The 16,186-nt window shown below is 61.0% G+C and carries 14 protein-coding genes; 11 read left to right on the top strand and 3 right to left on the bottom strand.

The window, feature by feature from the left end:
- The first annotated feature begins 5 nt into the window (after nt 1-5).
- The 8 genes from ACNKH3_RS05455 (at nt 6) to ACNKH3_RS05420 (ending at nt 11,810) form a co-directional block, all read left to right on the top strand.
- On the top strand, nt 6-371 hold the full coding sequence (locus ACNKH3_RS05455) for a response regulator (protein WP_417916538.1): 366 nt from the start codon (nt 6-8) through the stop codon (nt 369-371).
- A 14-nt stretch (nt 372-385) separates the two neighbouring features.
- The gene (locus ACNKH3_RS05450) at nt 386-970 is read left to right on the top strand and encodes a chemotaxis protein CheW (RefSeq protein WP_417916537.1); all 585 of its coding nucleotides are present in this window, start codon (nt 386-388) and stop codon (nt 968-970) included.
- Between the two features lie 35 nt (nt 971-1,005).
- Nucleotides 1,006-5,514: an Hpt domain-containing protein gene (locus ACNKH3_RS05445; protein ID WP_420208511.1), complete on the top strand. Its 4,509-nt coding sequence runs from the start codon at nt 1,006-1,008 to the stop codon at nt 5,512-5,514.
- 22 nt (nt 5,515-5,536) lie between these two features.
- The gene (locus ACNKH3_RS05440) at nt 5,537-6,523 is read left to right on the top strand and encodes a hypothetical protein (protein ID WP_420208510.1); all 987 of its coding nucleotides are present in this window, start codon (nt 5,537-5,539) and stop codon (nt 6,521-6,523) included.
- Nucleotides 6,513-7,004, top strand: a complete 492-nt coding sequence (locus tag ACNKH3_RS05435) for a chemotaxis protein CheW (RefSeq protein WP_417917009.1) — start codon at nt 6,513-6,515, stop codon at nt 7,002-7,004. The genes ACNKH3_RS05440 and ACNKH3_RS05435 overlap by 11 nt, the downstream gene beginning before the upstream one ends.
- A gap of 36 nt (nt 7,005-7,040) precedes the next feature.
- Nucleotides 7,041-10,058 carry a methyl-accepting chemotaxis protein gene (locus ACNKH3_RS05430; RefSeq protein ID WP_417917008.1) on the top strand — a complete coding sequence of 1,006 codons (3,018 nt, stop codon included), beginning with the start codon at nt 7,041-7,043 and terminating at the stop codon, nt 10,056-10,058.
- Nucleotides 10,059-10,081: 23 nt separating this feature from the next.
- Nucleotides 10,082-11,278 (top strand): ABC transporter substrate-binding protein, encoded by a 1,197-nt coding sequence (locus ACNKH3_RS05425; RefSeq protein ID WP_420208509.1) that lies wholly within the window; start codon nt 10,082-10,084, stop codon nt 11,276-11,278.
- Between the two features lie 217 nt (nt 11,279-11,495).
- Nucleotides 11,496-11,810 (top strand): two-CW domain-containing protein, encoded by a 315-nt coding sequence (locus ACNKH3_RS05420; RefSeq protein WP_417917006.1) that lies wholly within the window; start codon nt 11,496-11,498, stop codon nt 11,808-11,810.
- A gap of 63 nt (nt 11,811-11,873) precedes the next feature.
- Here the strand turns inward: ACNKH3_RS05420 and ACNKH3_RS05415 are convergent, their stop codons facing one another.
- Together ACNKH3_RS05415 and ACNKH3_RS05410 are read right to left on the bottom strand one after the other, a co-directional pair.
- The gene (locus tag ACNKH3_RS05415) at nt 11,874-12,662 is read right to left on the bottom strand and encodes a hypothetical protein (RefSeq protein WP_417917005.1); all 789 of its coding nucleotides are present in this window, start codon (nt 12,660-12,662) and stop codon (nt 11,874-11,876) included.
- Nucleotides 12,659-13,549: a hypothetical protein gene (locus ACNKH3_RS05410; protein ID WP_417917004.1), complete on the bottom strand. Its 891-nt coding sequence runs from the start codon at nt 13,547-13,549 to the stop codon at nt 12,659-12,661. The genes ACNKH3_RS05415 and ACNKH3_RS05410 overlap by 4 nt, the downstream gene beginning before the upstream one ends.
- 399 nt (nt 13,550-13,948) lie before the next feature.
- On the opposite strand from ACNKH3_RS05410, the gene ACNKH3_RS05405 reads away from it, so the two are divergent.
- Together ACNKH3_RS05405 and ACNKH3_RS05400 are read left to right on the top strand one after the other, a co-directional pair.
- Complete coding sequence (locus ACNKH3_RS05405) at nt 13,949-14,974, top strand: glycoside hydrolase family 3 N-terminal domain-containing protein (protein ID WP_420208508.1); 1,026 nt, start codon at nt 13,949-13,951, stop codon at nt 14,972-14,974.
- Nucleotides 14,968-15,363, top strand: coding sequence for an NINE protein (locus ACNKH3_RS05400; RefSeq protein WP_420208507.1), 396 nt, complete (start codon nt 14,968-14,970; stop codon nt 15,361-15,363). The genes ACNKH3_RS05405 and ACNKH3_RS05400 overlap by 7 nt, the downstream gene beginning before the upstream one ends.
- 48 nt (nt 15,364-15,411) lie before the next feature.
- Here ACNKH3_RS05400 and ACNKH3_RS05395 read toward each other — a convergent pair whose 3' ends face one another.
- Complete coding sequence (locus ACNKH3_RS05395) at nt 15,412-15,792, bottom strand: VanZ family protein (protein WP_420208506.1); 381 nt, start codon at nt 15,790-15,792, stop codon at nt 15,412-15,414.
- A gap of 278 nt (nt 15,793-16,070) precedes the next feature.
- On the opposite strand from ACNKH3_RS05395, the gene ACNKH3_RS05390 reads away from it, so the two are divergent.
- The coding region (locus ACNKH3_RS05390) for a transposase (protein ID WP_420208537.1) at nt 16,071-16,186 on the top strand (116 nt) is incomplete at its 3' end.

The following is a 16,186-nucleotide window of genomic DNA, read 5'->3' as shown; positions in this document are numbered from 1 at the left end:
CGGACATGGCAAAGAAACTGCTGATCGTTGACGACAGCCCCACTGAACTCAAGCTGATCATGGATGTCTTCAGCGGCCCGGAATACACGCTCGTCACCGCAGGCGACGGCGAGGAGGGCGTGGCCAAGGCCGGGGCGGAGAAGCCTGACCTGATCATTCTCGACGTGGTCATGCCGAAGATGAACGGCTTTCAAGCCTGCCGTACCATCAAGTCCGCGCCGGAAACGCAGAGCATTCCGGTCATCCTGCTGACCAGCAAAAATCAGAAGTCGGACGAGTTCTGGGGCAAGAAGCAGGGCGCGGATGTTTATCTGACCAAGCCTTTTGATCCGGCGGAGCTACTCAAGGCTGTGACAGGCCTGCTCGCCTGAGCCGGGCCGCAGGCATGGCCGCCCAGCAGGGGAGCAGCGGCGCGGAGACTGCGCTGGCCGCGCTGCTTGCGGAAATCGACCAGGAAACCGCAGGAGCGCTGCGCCGGGAGCAGCTGGCTGACACCGGCGCGGCGCAGGCTGAGACGCTGACCGCCATCGGCAGGCATCTCTGCTTCCTGCTGGCAGGACAGCAGCTGGCTGTGCCGCTGTCCTTGGTGCTGGAGGTCGGCGAGCTGGAGACTCTGCGGCCGCTGCCTTTCCTGCCCGCTTGGGCGGAAGGCGTGACCAACATCCGGGGCGAAATAGTCTCGGTCACCAATCTCGCGGTTTTCTTCAGTCTTGCCGGGCGCAGAAAAAGCCGCACAGTCCTCATTCTTCACGACGGCGGCGGCAAGATGAAAACAGCGGTGACAGTGGACAAGATCACCGGCACCCGCCTGCTTTACCAGCGGGCGGAGCAGCAGCCCGCTGACGGCGGGTCGGCGGCGGTGCCTGCGGAATTTCTCAGCGGCAGGGCCTTGTATCTGGCCGAAAGCAGCGAGCATGAGCTGGACCTTTTTGACAGCACCAAGCTCCTCGCCGCTCTCAGGCTGAATTGAGGCCGCCTCATTTGAACTCATGAAGGAACAGGCAGATGGACGACGCGGCGGCCAATGAGATTGCAGCTGAATTCCTGAGCGAGGTGGAGGGCTATCTGCCCCAGATGCGCGGCTGTCTGCACACTCTGAAGCTGGACAGCCGCGACGATGCCGCCGTTGAAGAGCTGCACCGCATGGCCCACACCATCAAAGGCGCGGCGGCGATGGTCGGCTTTGACGATTTGAGCCGGACAGGCGGACTGCTGGAGCAGGTCATGGATCAGGTCATGGCCGGGACGCAGGTCATGGACGAGGAGCTGATCTCCCTGTTCAGCGATGCCATGCAGCGGATTGACGCGTTCTGCACCCTGCGCAGCGTTGAAGAAGCCAAACAGGAGGGCGGCGAGCTGCATCAGGAGACGCTGGCCGCCTTTCAGGCCAAAGGCCGCGCGCCGCTGCCGCCTGAGGAAACCGCCGCCGCGCCGTCCGCCTCTGCTGACGAAGGCGGCGGCGACTCGATCGCGGGCATTCTCGACCAGCTCCTCTCCGTCAGCGGCGGCAGCCCGGCTGAAGAGGAAGTGTTTGACCTCAGTGAGAATTTTGAGGCCAATGGCGGAGCCGCCGCCGCTGCCGGGGCCGTTGATCCTGACGTTGATCCTGAGCTGCTGGACTGCTTCAACGAGGAGGCCGCCGAGCATTTAGAGAACATTGACCGGCAGCTGAAGCAGCTGGCCGCCGAAGTGGACGGCGAGACCGCGCTGACTGAGCCGCTGCGGGAGAGCCTGCACTCGCTGCGCCGCTCGGTGCACACGCTGAAGGGCGCGGCGGCGGTGATCGGCATCGAGCCGGTGGCGGCGTGGGGCCGCGAGTTTGAGGATTTTTTGGACTGGCTCCACGACGAGGCCCCGGCCCTGCATCCGCAGGCGCTGACTGCTGCGGCGCAGGGGCAGGCGGTGCTGGCGGCCTTGGCCGCTGATCCGGCCTCTGTCCTGACAGAGCGGCAGCAGGCTGCGCTGGCTGCGTTCCGCGCCGTCCAGGCGGACAGTCCCGCCGCGCCGGAGCCGGAAGAAGAGGCGGCGGAGCAGAGCTTCGCCTCAGAGGTTGAGGACTTTTTCACCGACAGTGAAGCCAGCCAGGCGGCGGAAATTCAGTTTGACGACCTCTTCGCAGTCAGCCCGGACGCGGCGGAGGAAAATCCGCTCTTTCCAGCCGCTGTTCCGGCGGAGCCGCTCTTTTCTGAGCCGGAAACCGATTTTGAAGCGGAGGCGGACCTTTTTGCTGAAGAGCCGTCTGCCTCGCCGGAAGCTGATCCCTTTGCTGAATTTCTTCCTGCCGCCGAGTCCGGGCAGCCGGACAAAGGGAAGGCGGATGTTTTCCCGGTCTTCGACGACGCGCTTTCCGCTGTTTTTCCTCAGCCCGCATCAGGGGCGAGCGATCCTGCCGCCAAGTTCCGCGAAATGCTGACCGCCCAAGCCGCGCCTCTGCCGCCGCTGGCCAGCCTGCCCGACAGCGGGGAGGAGCCGGAAGATGAGGAAGCCTTATTTGCCGGACTGCCGGAGGCCGAAGATCTCTTTGCCGCCGACGCAGACAAGGAAGAGGAAGAGGCCGTTGACCCGGAATTGCTGGACTGCTTCAACGAGGAGGCTGCCGAGCATCTGGAGAACATTGATCTTCAGCTCAAACATTTGGCGGCGGCGGTGGCGGGCGAGACTGTCCTTTCTGAACCGCTGCGGGAAAATCTGCACTCGCTGCGCCGCTCGGTGCACACGCTGAAAGGCGCGGCGGCGGTGATCGGCATCAGACCAGTGGCCGCCTGGGGCCACGAGTTTGAGGATTTTTTAGACTGGCTCCACGATGAGGCTCCGGCTCTCCGCCCGGACGATGTGGCCGCCATGCAGGAGGGCGCGGACATTCTCGCCCGGCTGGCTGACAACTCTGCTGGAGCGGACGCTGCCTGGCAGCAGGCCGCCGCCGCCCGCTTCCAGAATATCATGACAAACGCTCCGCCGTCCTCTGCGGAGCCGCCCGCTTTTACGTCCGCCTCTGATGCGCAGCCGGAAACGGCTGACCTGCCTTCCGCATCGGGGGAGGACGTATTTTTTGCCGAAGAAGAGGTGGAAGAAGCCGCGCCGGATGCCCTTGCTGACGACGGGCTGTTTGCGGCGGCTGACGAGGAGCTGTTCGCCGCCGCCCCGGAAGAGGAGGCTGCCGGTCAAGCGATTGATCCAGAGCTGATGGAGTGCTTCCGCGAGGAGACCTCCGAGCATCTGGAGAACATTGACCAGCAGCTGAAGGAGCTGGCCGCCGCAGTGGACGGCGAGACCGCGCTTTCCCCGCTGCTGCGGGAGAATCTGCACTCGCTGCGCCGTTCAGTGCACACGCTGAAAGGCGCGGCGGCGGTGATCGGCATTGAGCCGGTGGCGGCGTGGGGCCACGAGTTCGAGGATTTCTTGGACTGGCTGCACGACGAGTCGCCGACGCTGGGGCCGCAGGCGGTTGCCGCCATGCAGGAGGGCGCGGATCTGCTGGTGCGGATCACCGAGAATCCGACTGGCGATGCGGCGGAGAAAAAGGCGGCGGTCACAGCCCGTTTCAGCCGCATCATAGCCGGAGAAACGGCGCAGCCTGCCAAAGAAGCACTGAGCAGGCCGCTGCCGGAAGAAGCCGCGCCTCCGCCGCCGGTTCAGGAAGAAACACCTTCTGCGGAAGCCCCTGCTGCCGCTCCGGCTGCGGAGCAGCAGCAGGGCGGCGTGCGCAGAATCAACACCTTGCGCGTTGACATCAGCCGGATTGACCAGGTGGTCGGCCTGAGCGGCGACATGGTCATCAACCTGAGCAGCTTTGAGTCCTCGATGTCGGCAATGTCCGGCACCCTCAACGAGCTGGGCATGATCCTGCAACGTCTGAAGAGCATCAATCACAGCTTGGAGGCGGGCTACGAGCTGGCCACCATCCCCTATCTGCGCGGCGCGGGCGAGGCGGGCGGCGGCCTGACCGAGGATTTCGACCCGCTGGAGATGGACCGCTACTCCGAGCTGAATATTCTCATCCGCTCCCTGAGCGAGGCGGTCAGCGACCTCGACTCGATCATGACCCAGAGCGCGCTGGAGAACATCGCCTGGCAGAGGACGGTTGAGCGGCAGGCGCGGGTTTTGAAAGACGTGCAGAACAAAATGATCGGCCTGCGCATGACCCCGCTTTCGGTGCTCTCCGCCCGGATGCACCGAACTGTGCGCGAGGCCGAGCGCAGCACCGGCCACCCGGCCCAGCTCGTTCTGGAAGGCGAGTCGATCATGATGGACACCCGCGTCTGGGACACCATGGCCGACGCGCTGATGCACATTCTCCGCAACTCAGTGGCCCACGGCGGCAGCCCGGACCGCCAGCTTACTGTGCACATCAAGGCCGAACGGCGCGGCGGCCAGTTCTCCCTGCGGATCAAGGACGACGGCAAAGGCTTGGATTACGACGCGATCCGCGCCAAGGGCATGAAGCTCTACCCGCTGGAGCGCGTCGGCGGCATGAGCGACGAAAAGCTGGCTCAGCTCATCTTCCGGCACGGCTTCTCCAGCACAGGCGCGGTCAGCAGCATTGCCGGACGCGGCGTGGGCATGGACGTGGTGCGCGACGCAGTGGCGCTGCTCAACGGCTCGATTGAGATTTTCTCAGAACGTGGCAAAGGATTGGAGCTGCTCATCCTTCTGCCGGTGGCCGTGGCCCAGCTTCATGCGGTTCTGGCCCGGCTGGCCGGACAGGTCTACGCCGTGCCCATGCACGACATCACCAGCGCGGCCCGCCTGCGGCCGGAAGAATTTGCCGCCGCTGAATGCGAAGTGGACGGCCTCAGGCTGCGGCTGCTCAATCCGGCGGCCATTCCCGGCTTCCGCGTCGGCATGGAAGGCGAGGCCCCGCCGGAGAGCGAGCTGGCCGTGCTGGCCGTGCAGTCGGGCAGCAGGCAGGCGGCCCTTGTCTGCGAGCAGATCATCGGCCAGCGCGACATCGTGTTCAAGGATTTGGGCAGCCATCTGAGCAGCGTGCCCTGCATCGCGGGCGTGACCATCATGGGCGACGGCAGTCTGGTGCCCATTCTCCAGACGGACGATCTGCTGAAAAAATGGGCGGAGCTGACCGCCGAGGCAGCCGAAGCCGTTCTGGCTGCGGCGGAGCAGGAGAAGCCGCTCCAGGTGCTGGTGGTGGATGATTCGATCAGCGTGCGCAAAGTGGTCTCCAACTTCCTCCTCCAGCAGGGCTGGCAGCCGACCATTGCCCGCAACGGCATCGAGGCGCTGGAGCGCATCCGCGAGGAGAAGCCCGATCTGGTGCTGCTGGATGTGGAGATGCCGCGCATGAACGGCTTCGAGGTGCTGCAGGCACTGCAAAGCCAGCCGGAATTCCAGCATATTCCGGTGGTCATGCTCACCTCCCGCAGCGCGGACAAATACCGCGAGAAGGCTTCCCAGCTCGGCGCGCGCGGCTTCATGACCAAGCCGTTCAAAGAAGATGAAGCCATTGAACTGATCCGCAGCATGACCTCCGGGGCGGTTCCGGCGGAGATGAACGGATGAACCGCCTCTTCAGCTCAAAACCATGAAGAATATCTGTATAGTGCAGGGCGGCAGCTTTCTGCTGGGCATTTCGGAGCAGGATATTCTTGGCCGGATGCCTTGGGCTGAGGCCGTGCCGCTGCTCCGGCAGGACGGCGGCGCGGTCGTGCAGCTCGGCGCGCTGCTGGCCCGGCAGCCGGGCGGAACACCGCCGCCGGACGCGGTCTGTTTGGAATTGCGCGGCGTTTTTCTCGTCGTTGACCAAATCGCCGCTGTCGGCGTGGAGCTGATCAACCCGCCCGGTCCGCTGCCGCCCGCCTGCCCGCGCTTGGCTGCCCGCCTCTGCCCGCAGGTGACGATCTGGGGCGACACGCCGGTGCTGCTGCTGGAACCGGCCCAGCTGCTCCCGGTCGCTGAGGAATTGGGCGGGGGCATCGGCATGGCGGCTCTGCCGGAGGAGTTCTGTAGGGGCGGTTCGCGAACCGCCTCTACGGCGGATGAAACAGCGGACGAGGAGCCGGAGAATGAGTTCTTTACCGAAAAAATAACGGAACCGAAGGAAGCTGCCGAGACAGAGGCGCAGCCTCCTGCTGTGGACGACGAACTGCCTGCCGCCACGGATGAGAAGCGTCTCGCTTTCCTTGACGAAGAAGAACCCGTCGTCGAACCTGAATCCGAAGACGTTAAACCTGTGGGGGAAGCCCCCTGCGCCTGCCCTTCAGACCAAGAAGAGGTAAAGCCGCAGCCGGAACCTCCTCCTTCGCCGGAGCGGCAGAAAGAAGAATCCGCCGCTATTGATGAGGAAACCTTCAAAAAAGTCATGGCTTGGACAGTCGCCTGCTTCAAACGGCGGCAGCCGGACGAGGAGCTGCGGCTCGGCATTGAGCAGCTGCCGCCGGAGCTGGCCGCTTTGGTGCGGAAAAAAGGTCTGAGCAGCAGCATCATTCAATATTTGATCGATCAAATTGTGCTGCGCTGTCAAGACAGCGCGAGCCGGAAAACACCGGATGGAAAAAAATATGCCGGATGAACAGGGAACAAAGCGGTCGGCTCTGAAAACAGTGACGGCGCGGCTGACCGGAGCCGAGGTGCTGGGCCGGGAGCCGGCACTGCTCTTCACAGCCCGGCAGGTTGAGGAGGTGTTGCGGGAGGCCGAGGTGCGGCCCCTGCCCTTTGCTCCGGACTGGCTGCTCGGCCTCTGCGTCTGGCGGCGGCAGACGCTGCCGGTGCTTGATCCGGCCCGGCTGCACGGCATCCGCTTCGTCCCGGCCCGCAGCCTGTACATGGTGGTGCGGGTCGCCGAGGCGGGCGGCGGCCTGCTGCGCTGCGTGCTCAAAGTTTCGGACCGCGTCGCCGCCAGCGGCCTGCCCCGGCAGGCGGCGGCTGCGGAGACGGCGGACAGCGGTTTGAACCCCGCCTTCCTGAAAGGGCTGTTTGCGCATGAAGATGCGCTGCTGCTGGTGCCGGATCTGCTGCCCGCGCTCCGTCCGCCTGCGGCAGAGACGGTTTGAGGCGCGGAATAATCTTTGTGATTGAGAGGAGAAAAAATGGCAAAAGCGTTGAAAGGAAAAGCGGCGGAGCTGCTCGTCAGCCGCCTGAAGGCCGCGAACCTGAAGGGCCTGCTCACCACCTCGTGGCAGCGGAGCATCAAGGGCAAGCTGCTCTTCTGGCTCCTCCTGATCTCCTTGGTGCCGATGGCGGTCATCGCGGGAATCAGCTACATGAAATCGTCCCAGGCGCTTCAGCGGCAGTCCTTTGAAAGTCTGGAAAGCTCGCTGACCTTTCAGGAGCAGGCCCTGCAGGAATATTTCAGCCAGCAGGAAAAAACGCTGCTGAACATCTCCGAAACCATGAACCTCCTCCAGCAGGAGGCTTTCATCAAGCTGGCGGCGATCAGAGATCTGCAGAAGCGGCAGGTGGTTGACTACTTCCAGATGCGGTATCAGGATGTGCAGACCTTCAGCGCCAGCCCGCAGCAGCAGTCCCTTTTCCTCAAAGTGGCCCGCGACCGGGCCGCCGGGCAGGAGATAGACAGCAGCTTGGTCGGCTTCATGAAGCTCTGGCTGTCCCAGCGCGACTTTGACTCCCTCACGCTGATCAGCCCCACAGGCCAGATGCTTTACTCCACGGCCAGCGGCATTCCCGCCGGCGCGGCGGCTGAGGAGGGCAGCGCGGAGGCGCTGGCCCTGAAAAAAGGTCTGCAGGAGACGGCCTTCATTGACTACAGCCGCTCCTCCTTTTTCACAGATGAGGCGGTCGCCTATTTCGCCGCGCCGTTAGTCAACGAAGACCGGCTGGAAGGCGTGTTCCTTTTCCGGCTGCGAAACGACGCGCTGGACAGGATCATGCGGGACACGCCCGGCCTCGGCGAGCAGGGCGAGTCCTACATGATCGGCGTGGACGGCATGTTCCGCTCCAACTCAGTGTACTTTGAGGAGCCAACCCTGGCCAACCCGGCCTTTGTTGTTGACACGGAAAGCGTGGTCTACGCCCTGTCCGGCGAGAGCGGCGAGGAGACAACCATCAACTATCGCGGCGACTACGTGCTTTCCTCCTACACTGCGGTGGAACTCTACGACACCACTTGGGTGCTTCTGGTCGAAATGGATCAGGCGGGCGCGGTGACGCCGAAGCGGACCGTCAATGAGCAGACGACCGACCATCTCAGCGAGCTGACCGCAGCCTACGGCTTTCCTGACCTTTACTTGGTCAACCCGGACGGCTATATTTTCTATTCCGCCAAAAAGAAAAGCGACCATCTGACCAATATCCTGACCGGCCCCTATGCGGGCAGCAGCTTCTCAGGCGTTGTCGCCAAGGCGGTCGAGACGCGGAACGTGACGGTCAGCGACTACAGCTTTTACGAGCCGGCAGGGGAGAATGTGGCCGCCGCCTTTCTTGCCGCGCCGATCGTGGACAAGGACAAGATCATCATGATCGCCGCCTTGCAGATTCCGATCAATCAGATCAACGCGGTCATGGACATCCGCAGCCGTTTCGAGGGCACTGCCGGACAGGATTTTCAAAGCGCCGACACCTATCTGATCGGCAAGGACAAGCTCTGGCGTTCTGAATCGGCGGATGCGAAAAAATACGGCGTGGAGACCACCCTGCTCAATCCTAAAGCAAAAATTGACACCGATGCGGTGCAGGACGCGTTCAAAGGCAACACCGACACCCGGATCATCAGCAACGGCGCGGGCGAGAAAGTGCTCTCCTCGTGGAAGCTGTTCAAGTACAAGGATTTGAGCTGGGCGGTCATTGCTGAGCTCAGCTATGACGAGGTGCATCAGCCGATCACGCAGCTGATGTGGTTCATCGGCGGCATCGCCTTGGCGGCAGCTCTGCTCATCGCCGTGGTCAGCCTTCTCGTCGCCGGCGGCATGACGAGGCAGGTGGATGAAATCATGGAGGTCATGACCAAAGTTGAGCGGGGTGACTACAGCGGCCGGGCGCGGGTGACCAGCAATGACGAGCTGGGCCGTCTGGCCGGCGACTTCAACACCATGACCGGCACTATTGAGAACCTGATCCAGACCCGGCAGGAGGAGCATGACAAGCTGAACAGCTCGATCATCCAGCTGCTGGAGGAGTTCACCCTGCTGGCCGACGGCGACCTGACCATCCGCGCCACCGTGACCGACGATGTCATCGGCACCTTGGCCGACTCCATCAACCTGATGCTCGACAACCTTGGCCGGGCCTTCCGCCGGATCAAGGACTCCGCCGAGCAGGTCGGCTCCACCGCCAACGTCCTCAGCGAGTCAACCGGAGAGCTGGCCGAGCAGAACAACGCGCAGTCGAAGATGATCAACGAGGCGGTCGAAAAGATCGGCTTCCTGACTGAGGAAATCAGAAAGGCGGCGGACAAGGCGGTGCAGTCGGCAGGCTCCTCGAAGGAGTCAAGCCACGTGGCTGAGGACGGCGCGGCGGCGGTGCGCGAGACCAGCCATGCGATGGAGGCCATCCGCAGCAACGTCCAGAACACCGCCCGCGCCATCAAGCGGCTCGGTGAAAGCTCGCAGGAGATCAGCGACTTCGCCCGGAACATCAACGAAATTTCCGACCGGACCTCAATTCTGGCCTTGAATGCCTCGATCCAGGCCGCTGCGGCGGGCGAGGAAGGACGCGGCTTCGCGGTTGTTGCTGAGGAAATCCAGCGGCTCGCCGAGCGGGCCGCCGTCTCCACCCGCCAGATTGAGACGCTGATCCGCAACATTCTCGGCGAGATCACCGAGGCGGGCGTGAGCATGGACGCGAGCATCCAGGAGGTTGTGCAGGGCACCAAGCTGTCCCAGAACGCGCTGGCCAAGCTGGAGGAGATCACCTCCCGCTCGAATGAGGTGGCCGAGCTGATTGAGGACGTGGCCGCCGTGTCCAAGGAGCAGGCCGGAACCACCGCCGAGCTGGCAGGAAAAATGAAGGAGATCGGCGGCATCAGCTTGGATACCGCGCAGGAGACGATGGGCGCGTCCATCTCCATGCGCGAGATGGCGGCGATGGGCGACGACATGCTCGAGGCGGTCGCCGCGTTCAAGCTGGAGAAAACGGCTCCGTCGGCATAATCCAATCAGACAAGGACATGAAGATGAAAACAAGGTTGTGGATTGCTCTCTCGGCATGCTGCCTGCTTCTGCCGGACAGCAGCTTCGCGGCGGCCAAAGTCGGCCAGTCCTGCGCCCTTACTGGCCCAACGGCCCTGCTCGGCAAGGAGATGGCCAAAGGGGCGCGGCTGTATTTTGAGAAACGCGCTGCCGGAGAGATTGAGCTGATCACCAAGGACGACGGCTATGAGCCGGATCTCTGCCGGCAGAACACAGCGGCGTTCATCCGCGACGGCGCGCTGGCCCTGTTCGGCTATCTTGGCACGCCCACTGCCAAAGCCGCTGTGCCGATGGCCAACGAAAACAAAACTGTTTTTTTCGGCGCAGGCACAGGGGCTGATTTTCTCAGCGATCCAGCCGCGAATCCCTATTCCTTCGCCCTGCGCGCCAGCTACGGGGCGGAGATTGAAAACATGATGCGGCGGCTGCACGAGGATTTGGGCATCAAAAAAATCAGCCTCTTTGTCCAGCGCGACTCGTTCGGCTTGGTCGGCGTTGTCGGCGCGGTCAAGGCGCTGGACAAAATTAAGGGCATGGAGATCGTGCCGCCGGTGCCGCCGATTCCTTCGGAAGAGGCAGGCGTTGACGAGTGGAACGCCTTCTGGAGCAGCGTGCCGAACTACAAGCGCAACACGGTTTCCGTGGGCGGCGCGGTGCGGCAGGTCCGGGGCAATGCGGCGGAGGCGGTGATTTTAGTCGGCACGGCGCGGCCCTGCGCCTTGGCCATCAATCAGTGGCATAAAATGGGCTACAAGGCGCCGATGATCAACATCTCCTTTGTCGGCTCCAAAGCCTTGGCCGAACGGCTGACAGAGAGCGGCAATGTCTATGTCAGCCAGGTGGTGCCTGATCCTTGGGACAGCTCGCTGCCCATTGTCAAACAGTATCAGCAGGACATGGGCGAAGCGGCGGCGGATTACGATTTCGGCGGTTTTGAAGCCTATCTTGCTGCCAGCGTCCTGCATCAGGCGGTCAAGAACGTTCAGGGCGAGGTCAGCTCCGACGCGGTCAAGACCGCCCTTGAAGGCATGTCGAACTATGACGCGGGCGGCATTGCCGTCTCCTTCGGCCCGGAGGACCGCCGGGGCATGGACAAGGTGTATCTGACCAAGGTGGAGAAGGACGGCGGGACGGCCAAGTTCGTCTACGTGGACAAGCTGATCAAGGCTGAAAAGAAGTAAAACCGGAAGCGCGTGCCATGCAGGCGCAGGCCAGCCTTCAGCGGCTGACTTGCGCCTGTTTTATTTTTATTTGAACCTCTTGCAGAAGCCGCAACCTGTGCGGGGGCGAAAAATTTTTCGCCTCGGCATCGCACAGATGCTTGGCGCAGCCACGGAGCGCAGGGGCAGTTATGCAAGAGGTCTATTGTGTGCAAACACCTAAGCGAGGAGAAAGCAAATGGAAAAGAAGAATTGCTGGGACGTGAAGCAATGCGAGCGGGGGCCGGGCGGCGCGAAGGCTCATGAATTCGGAGTCTGTCCGGCAGCGGATGAGCGGCGGGCGGACGGCATTCACGGCGGCAAAAACGGCGGGCGCTGCTGCTGGGTCATCGCCGGCACTCTCTGCAAAGGCGCGGACGCGCAGGGCACTTACATGCAGAAATTTTGCAGCGACTGTCACAACTGCGAATTTTACAGCATCGTCAAGAGAGAGGAGGAGCCGCACTTCAAGGTCGGCATGGTGATCATGAAGGAGATGAAAAGCCGGGGCTGAACGTGAAAAAGGCCGGGAGCTGCGCAGCTCCCGGCCTTTTCAGTCATCTGTCCAGCAGGGCTGTCAGTCGATCTGGCCCTGATGGTAGGTCCTCAGGGCATCAACTTCCTTCTCCAGCTTGTCAGTGGAGGCCAGCACGATCACCGGCAGAGCGTTCTGCTGCACGCCAAGATAAAACTCCTTGGCCACCGGCCAGAACTGATTGATCTTAGCCACGTTCTCCTTGACCTGGTCAGGATAGCTGCCATAGGCGTTGACCTTGGCCAAGCTGGCCTCGAAATCCTGCACCGCCTTCTCCAGCTGCACGATATTGTTGTAGTCTTTGAAACCCGCCTTGTGGATGATGTAGTACTTGTTCACCCGCTCCAGCAGGAAGGTCAGCCGCTCGACCTCGGCCAGCATCGCCGCCTCGCCGGTCTTGCCCTTGCCGTAGCGTCCTGAAAGAAAATCCGCGCCTTCCAGCAGAGACTCGCTGAAGTCGATCATCAGCGCGCCGACTTCCTGACTGTAGGGCTTGGTCAGCGCCTTGTCCAGCTCATCGCGGGTGTAGGAGAGAAACACGGCGATGTTTTTCTCCTCTTTGTCGCTGCCCTTGATGCCCTGATGGAGGGTGAGGATGTCCTTCCGCAGCTGGGAGACCGTGTCCTCCAAGTCTTTGCCCGCATGATCGGCCCGAATATCCAAGTGCTTGTAAAAATAGGACTTGGCGATCTTCTGACTGGCGATTTCGACGTTTTGGGCGGTCTCCATCATCGTCAGCTCATGCTGGCTGACACTGGCTGCGGCGCTGCCCGCGCTCATGGCGCAGCACAGGACGGCGGCGGCGAACACCTTCAAGGATGCGGTCTTCATGCTTTCTCCTCCTCTTTGTTCCGAACGATCACGGTGAATTTGTCAAACAGGCCAGCGTCCTTCTCATCCGCCACCGGAGTGAAATATCCTGACACGGAACCCTCAACTAATTTCTGCTCCATGACTAGAATCTCCCGCAGCGCCTCAAAGATTTTGCTGGCGTTCTCCTCCGCCGCCGAGGGCATGAAACGGCCTGACTTGCTCTTGGCCATCACGCTGAAGGCGATGAAATCCTTTTCCGTGGTTTGCAGCTTCGCTTTGACCTCTTTGGAGACCAGCTTCTCGTCAGCGGCCAGCAGCTCCTGGTAAATCCGCTCGGTCTCATCAACGACTTGGCTCACTTCCTTTTCATACTCGGCATCAGCCACACCCCAAGCCTTCATCAGGTAAAGCGCGGCCAGCCGCTGCGACTCCAGTCCCAGCTCGGCCACCAGCACCACGTCATGCTCGCCTTTGATGCCGGTGTCCTTGGCCAAGTCCTCAGCGACCTGCTCGCAGCGCACGGTGTACGCCTCCACCTTCTTGCGCAGCTCGCTCATCTTCGCCTTGTCCGGTGCCTTCTCAAATTCTGGCTTGATCTCGTTCCACGTCTTCTCCACCTCAACCACCTCGGCCATCAGCTTGTCATTCAGCTTGTGGCTTTCGATGTCCTTGAAGTATTTGCCGATGGTCTTGATGTTCTCCTCGATGTCCTTCTTGGGGTTGTGATACATCACTCCCATGCCGACCAAGGCGTAATCTTTGAGAACGCGTTGGGAGTACATGCAGATGTCCGCCAGCTCATGCACATCCTGCGCCGAGGCGTTGGCAGAGACCTCAGAACAGAACAGCGTCATTGCCGCTGTCAGCAGGTAAAAAAATCGTTTTGATGCGGGCTGTTGGGCCATGTTTTTTCTCCTCCAGAAAAATAAAGAAATAATACAGGACGGAAGCATGACTTCCGTTTGAATGCTGCGGATGAAGTCAGGGGGCTTGTGCCAATCTCTGCCGACTCGCCTTCGTTATGCGAGAACCGTGCCAGTTTTCAGGCAATATGCATATTTGTGGTACTTTTTAAGCAATATATTGTTTTGATTAATAAAAATTATTTTTTTATTTGCAATTGACAATGAGAACGATTCTCGTTCCAATTAAATTGAGTATTTTCTACTCACCCAAGGCCGACAGTGAGTAATTTTTACCCACAGCTTCCCTTGCAATCAATTTGCTTCCCTTGCCGGATTGCGTTATGGTATGAAATGACCCAGTGCTCCTGCGTTCCCGGCTCATCATTTTCCGTGGCTGCCATGAACCTTGCCCAGCTTTTCCTTGTCGGCTTTGACAGCTGCTCGCTTGACGACAGTCACTGGCTGACCGCTGCCTTGCAGCGGAATCCGCCCAGCGGCGTGATCCTTTTTGACCGCAACGTGGACGGCTCGATTCAGAATTTCAGCTCGTCTGCCGGGCTGAAGGAGCTGACCGCCCAGCTGCGGGGGCTGGCCGCCGCGCCGCTGCTGATTGCTGTCGATCAGGAGGGCGGCAAGGTGCGGCGGCTGAAGGAGCGGGACGGTTTTCCTGCCTTCCCAACAGCGGAGGAGCTGGGCAAATGCGGGCCGGAACGCTGCGCCGCGTCAGCAGCGGCGATGGCCGCGTTGCTCGCTGAACATGGCATCAACCTCAATCTGGCGCCGGTCGCTGATCTCAATTTGAATCCGGCCAGCCCGATCATCGCCCGCTATGGCCGCAGCTTCAGCAGCGATCCGGCCTGCGCCGCCGACTGCTGCCGAGCTTTCATTGAGGCGCATCGTCAGCACGGCGTGGCCTGCTGTCTCAAGCATTTTCCCGGCCACGGCAGCGCGAAAGGCGACACACATCTCGGCTTTGTGGACATTACCGCAGACTGGCAGGAGGTTGAGCTGGAGCCGTACCGCTTGCTCATCTGCGACGGCTTGGCTGACGCAGTGATGACCGCCCATGTCGTGCATCGCGGCTTGGAGCCGGAGGGCTTGCCCGCCAGCCTCTCGCCTGCGGTCACGGCCTTGCTGCGGCAGCGGCTCGGCTTCAGCGGGCTGCTCATCACCGATGATCTGCAAATGAAGGCCGTCACTGACCATTATGGATATAAAGAGGCGGTGCGGCGGGCGGTGCTGGCTGGAGCAGACCTGCTGATTGTCGGCAACAATCTCAGCCGCCGCCCGGAGTCTCTGGGCGAGGGCATGGCCGCTGTGCAGGAATTGCTGGATCAGGGGCTGATCGCGGAAGAACGGATCAAAACTTCACTGGCGCGGATTGCCGCGCTGCACGACAACATCAAGGGAGAACAAACATGGTGAAAAACGGAACGCACAGCGTGTCAATGGGCTACATTCTCTGGATATTCGGCTTCCTCGGTGTGCATCGCTTCTACTACGGCAAACCGGTCACCGGCACCATCTGGTTCTGCACCTTGGGCCTGCTCGGCATTGGCTGGCTCATTGACCTCTTTCTGATTCCCGGCATGGACCGGCAGGCCGACCTCCGCTTCACGCCAGGCGCCAAGGATTACAACGCAGCTTGGCTGCTGCTTGTTTTTCTTGGATTTTTCGGAGCGCACCGCATGTACATGGGCAAATGGCTGACCGGCATCCTGTGGCTGTTCACCGGCGGCCTGTTCTTTTTCGGCTATCTCTATGACCTGTGGACGCTGAACAGTCAGCTGACAGCAGTCAATCAACAAGGATAAGGCCGCAGCCATGTCTCTGCAAGCGGTGCGGGACTGACTGAGTAATTCTTACTCGCCGCAGCTGAAGGGGCGGATTGAGGACGGGCTGCCTGTCAGACGGCGGAGCAGCCCGGCAAACAGCAGGCCGCAGGCAAGGCCGAGGGTGTTGGCGGCCAAGTCCAGCCATTCGCCGCAACGGTTCACATACGGCTGGATCAGCTCAATCATGCCGCTGTAGAGGAAGAACAGGAGAAAGACTGCCACGATGCGTCTTGGCCGCCGCAGGCCGGCAGGGAACATGAGCGCGGCGTAGGCGACTAAGTGCAGAGTCTTGTCGCCGCCCGGCACATCAGGCACAGTCACCGGGCGGAGCGAGAGGACGGTGATGGCTGCCAGCGTAAGTCCTGTGCAGGCAAGCCAGTGCGTTTTGATCAGATGCAGCAGGCGCATCAGCATTGAAAGGAAATTGTTTAGTTAATTTGCCGCGCTCTTTATCTTCTCGAAAAGAGCTGCCAAGTTTTTAAAAAGCTCTTTTGCAGGTGAAGGGTGATCGAGCTGCATATATATTTCGGTAATGGTGATTTATGAGTGACAAGGCGGGTCGCACCTGAAAAATATATTGAATTTATCATTAAAAACAATATAATAGCGAAAAGCGGACTTTCGGGTACGCCTTCACCGCTTGGCTTTCAAAGGAGGGATTAGCCGTTCGATAAAAAAAATCAACGATGGGGAAAAAAGTCATGCAATGTCCAAAATGCGGCTCTTCAGCTGTTGTTAAAAATGGTTCCATAGCAAATGGAAAAAAGAAATTTTCATGCAAAGAATGCTCGCGTCAATTTGT

The organism is Candidatus Electronema sp. JC (assembly GCF_048287365.2).
Classification (GTDB): Bacteria; Desulfobacterota; Desulfobulbia; order Desulfobulbales; family Desulfobulbaceae; genus Electronema.
Note: the sequence above shows the minus strand (reverse complement) of the source record. Positions and strands in the feature narration are given on the sequence as shown.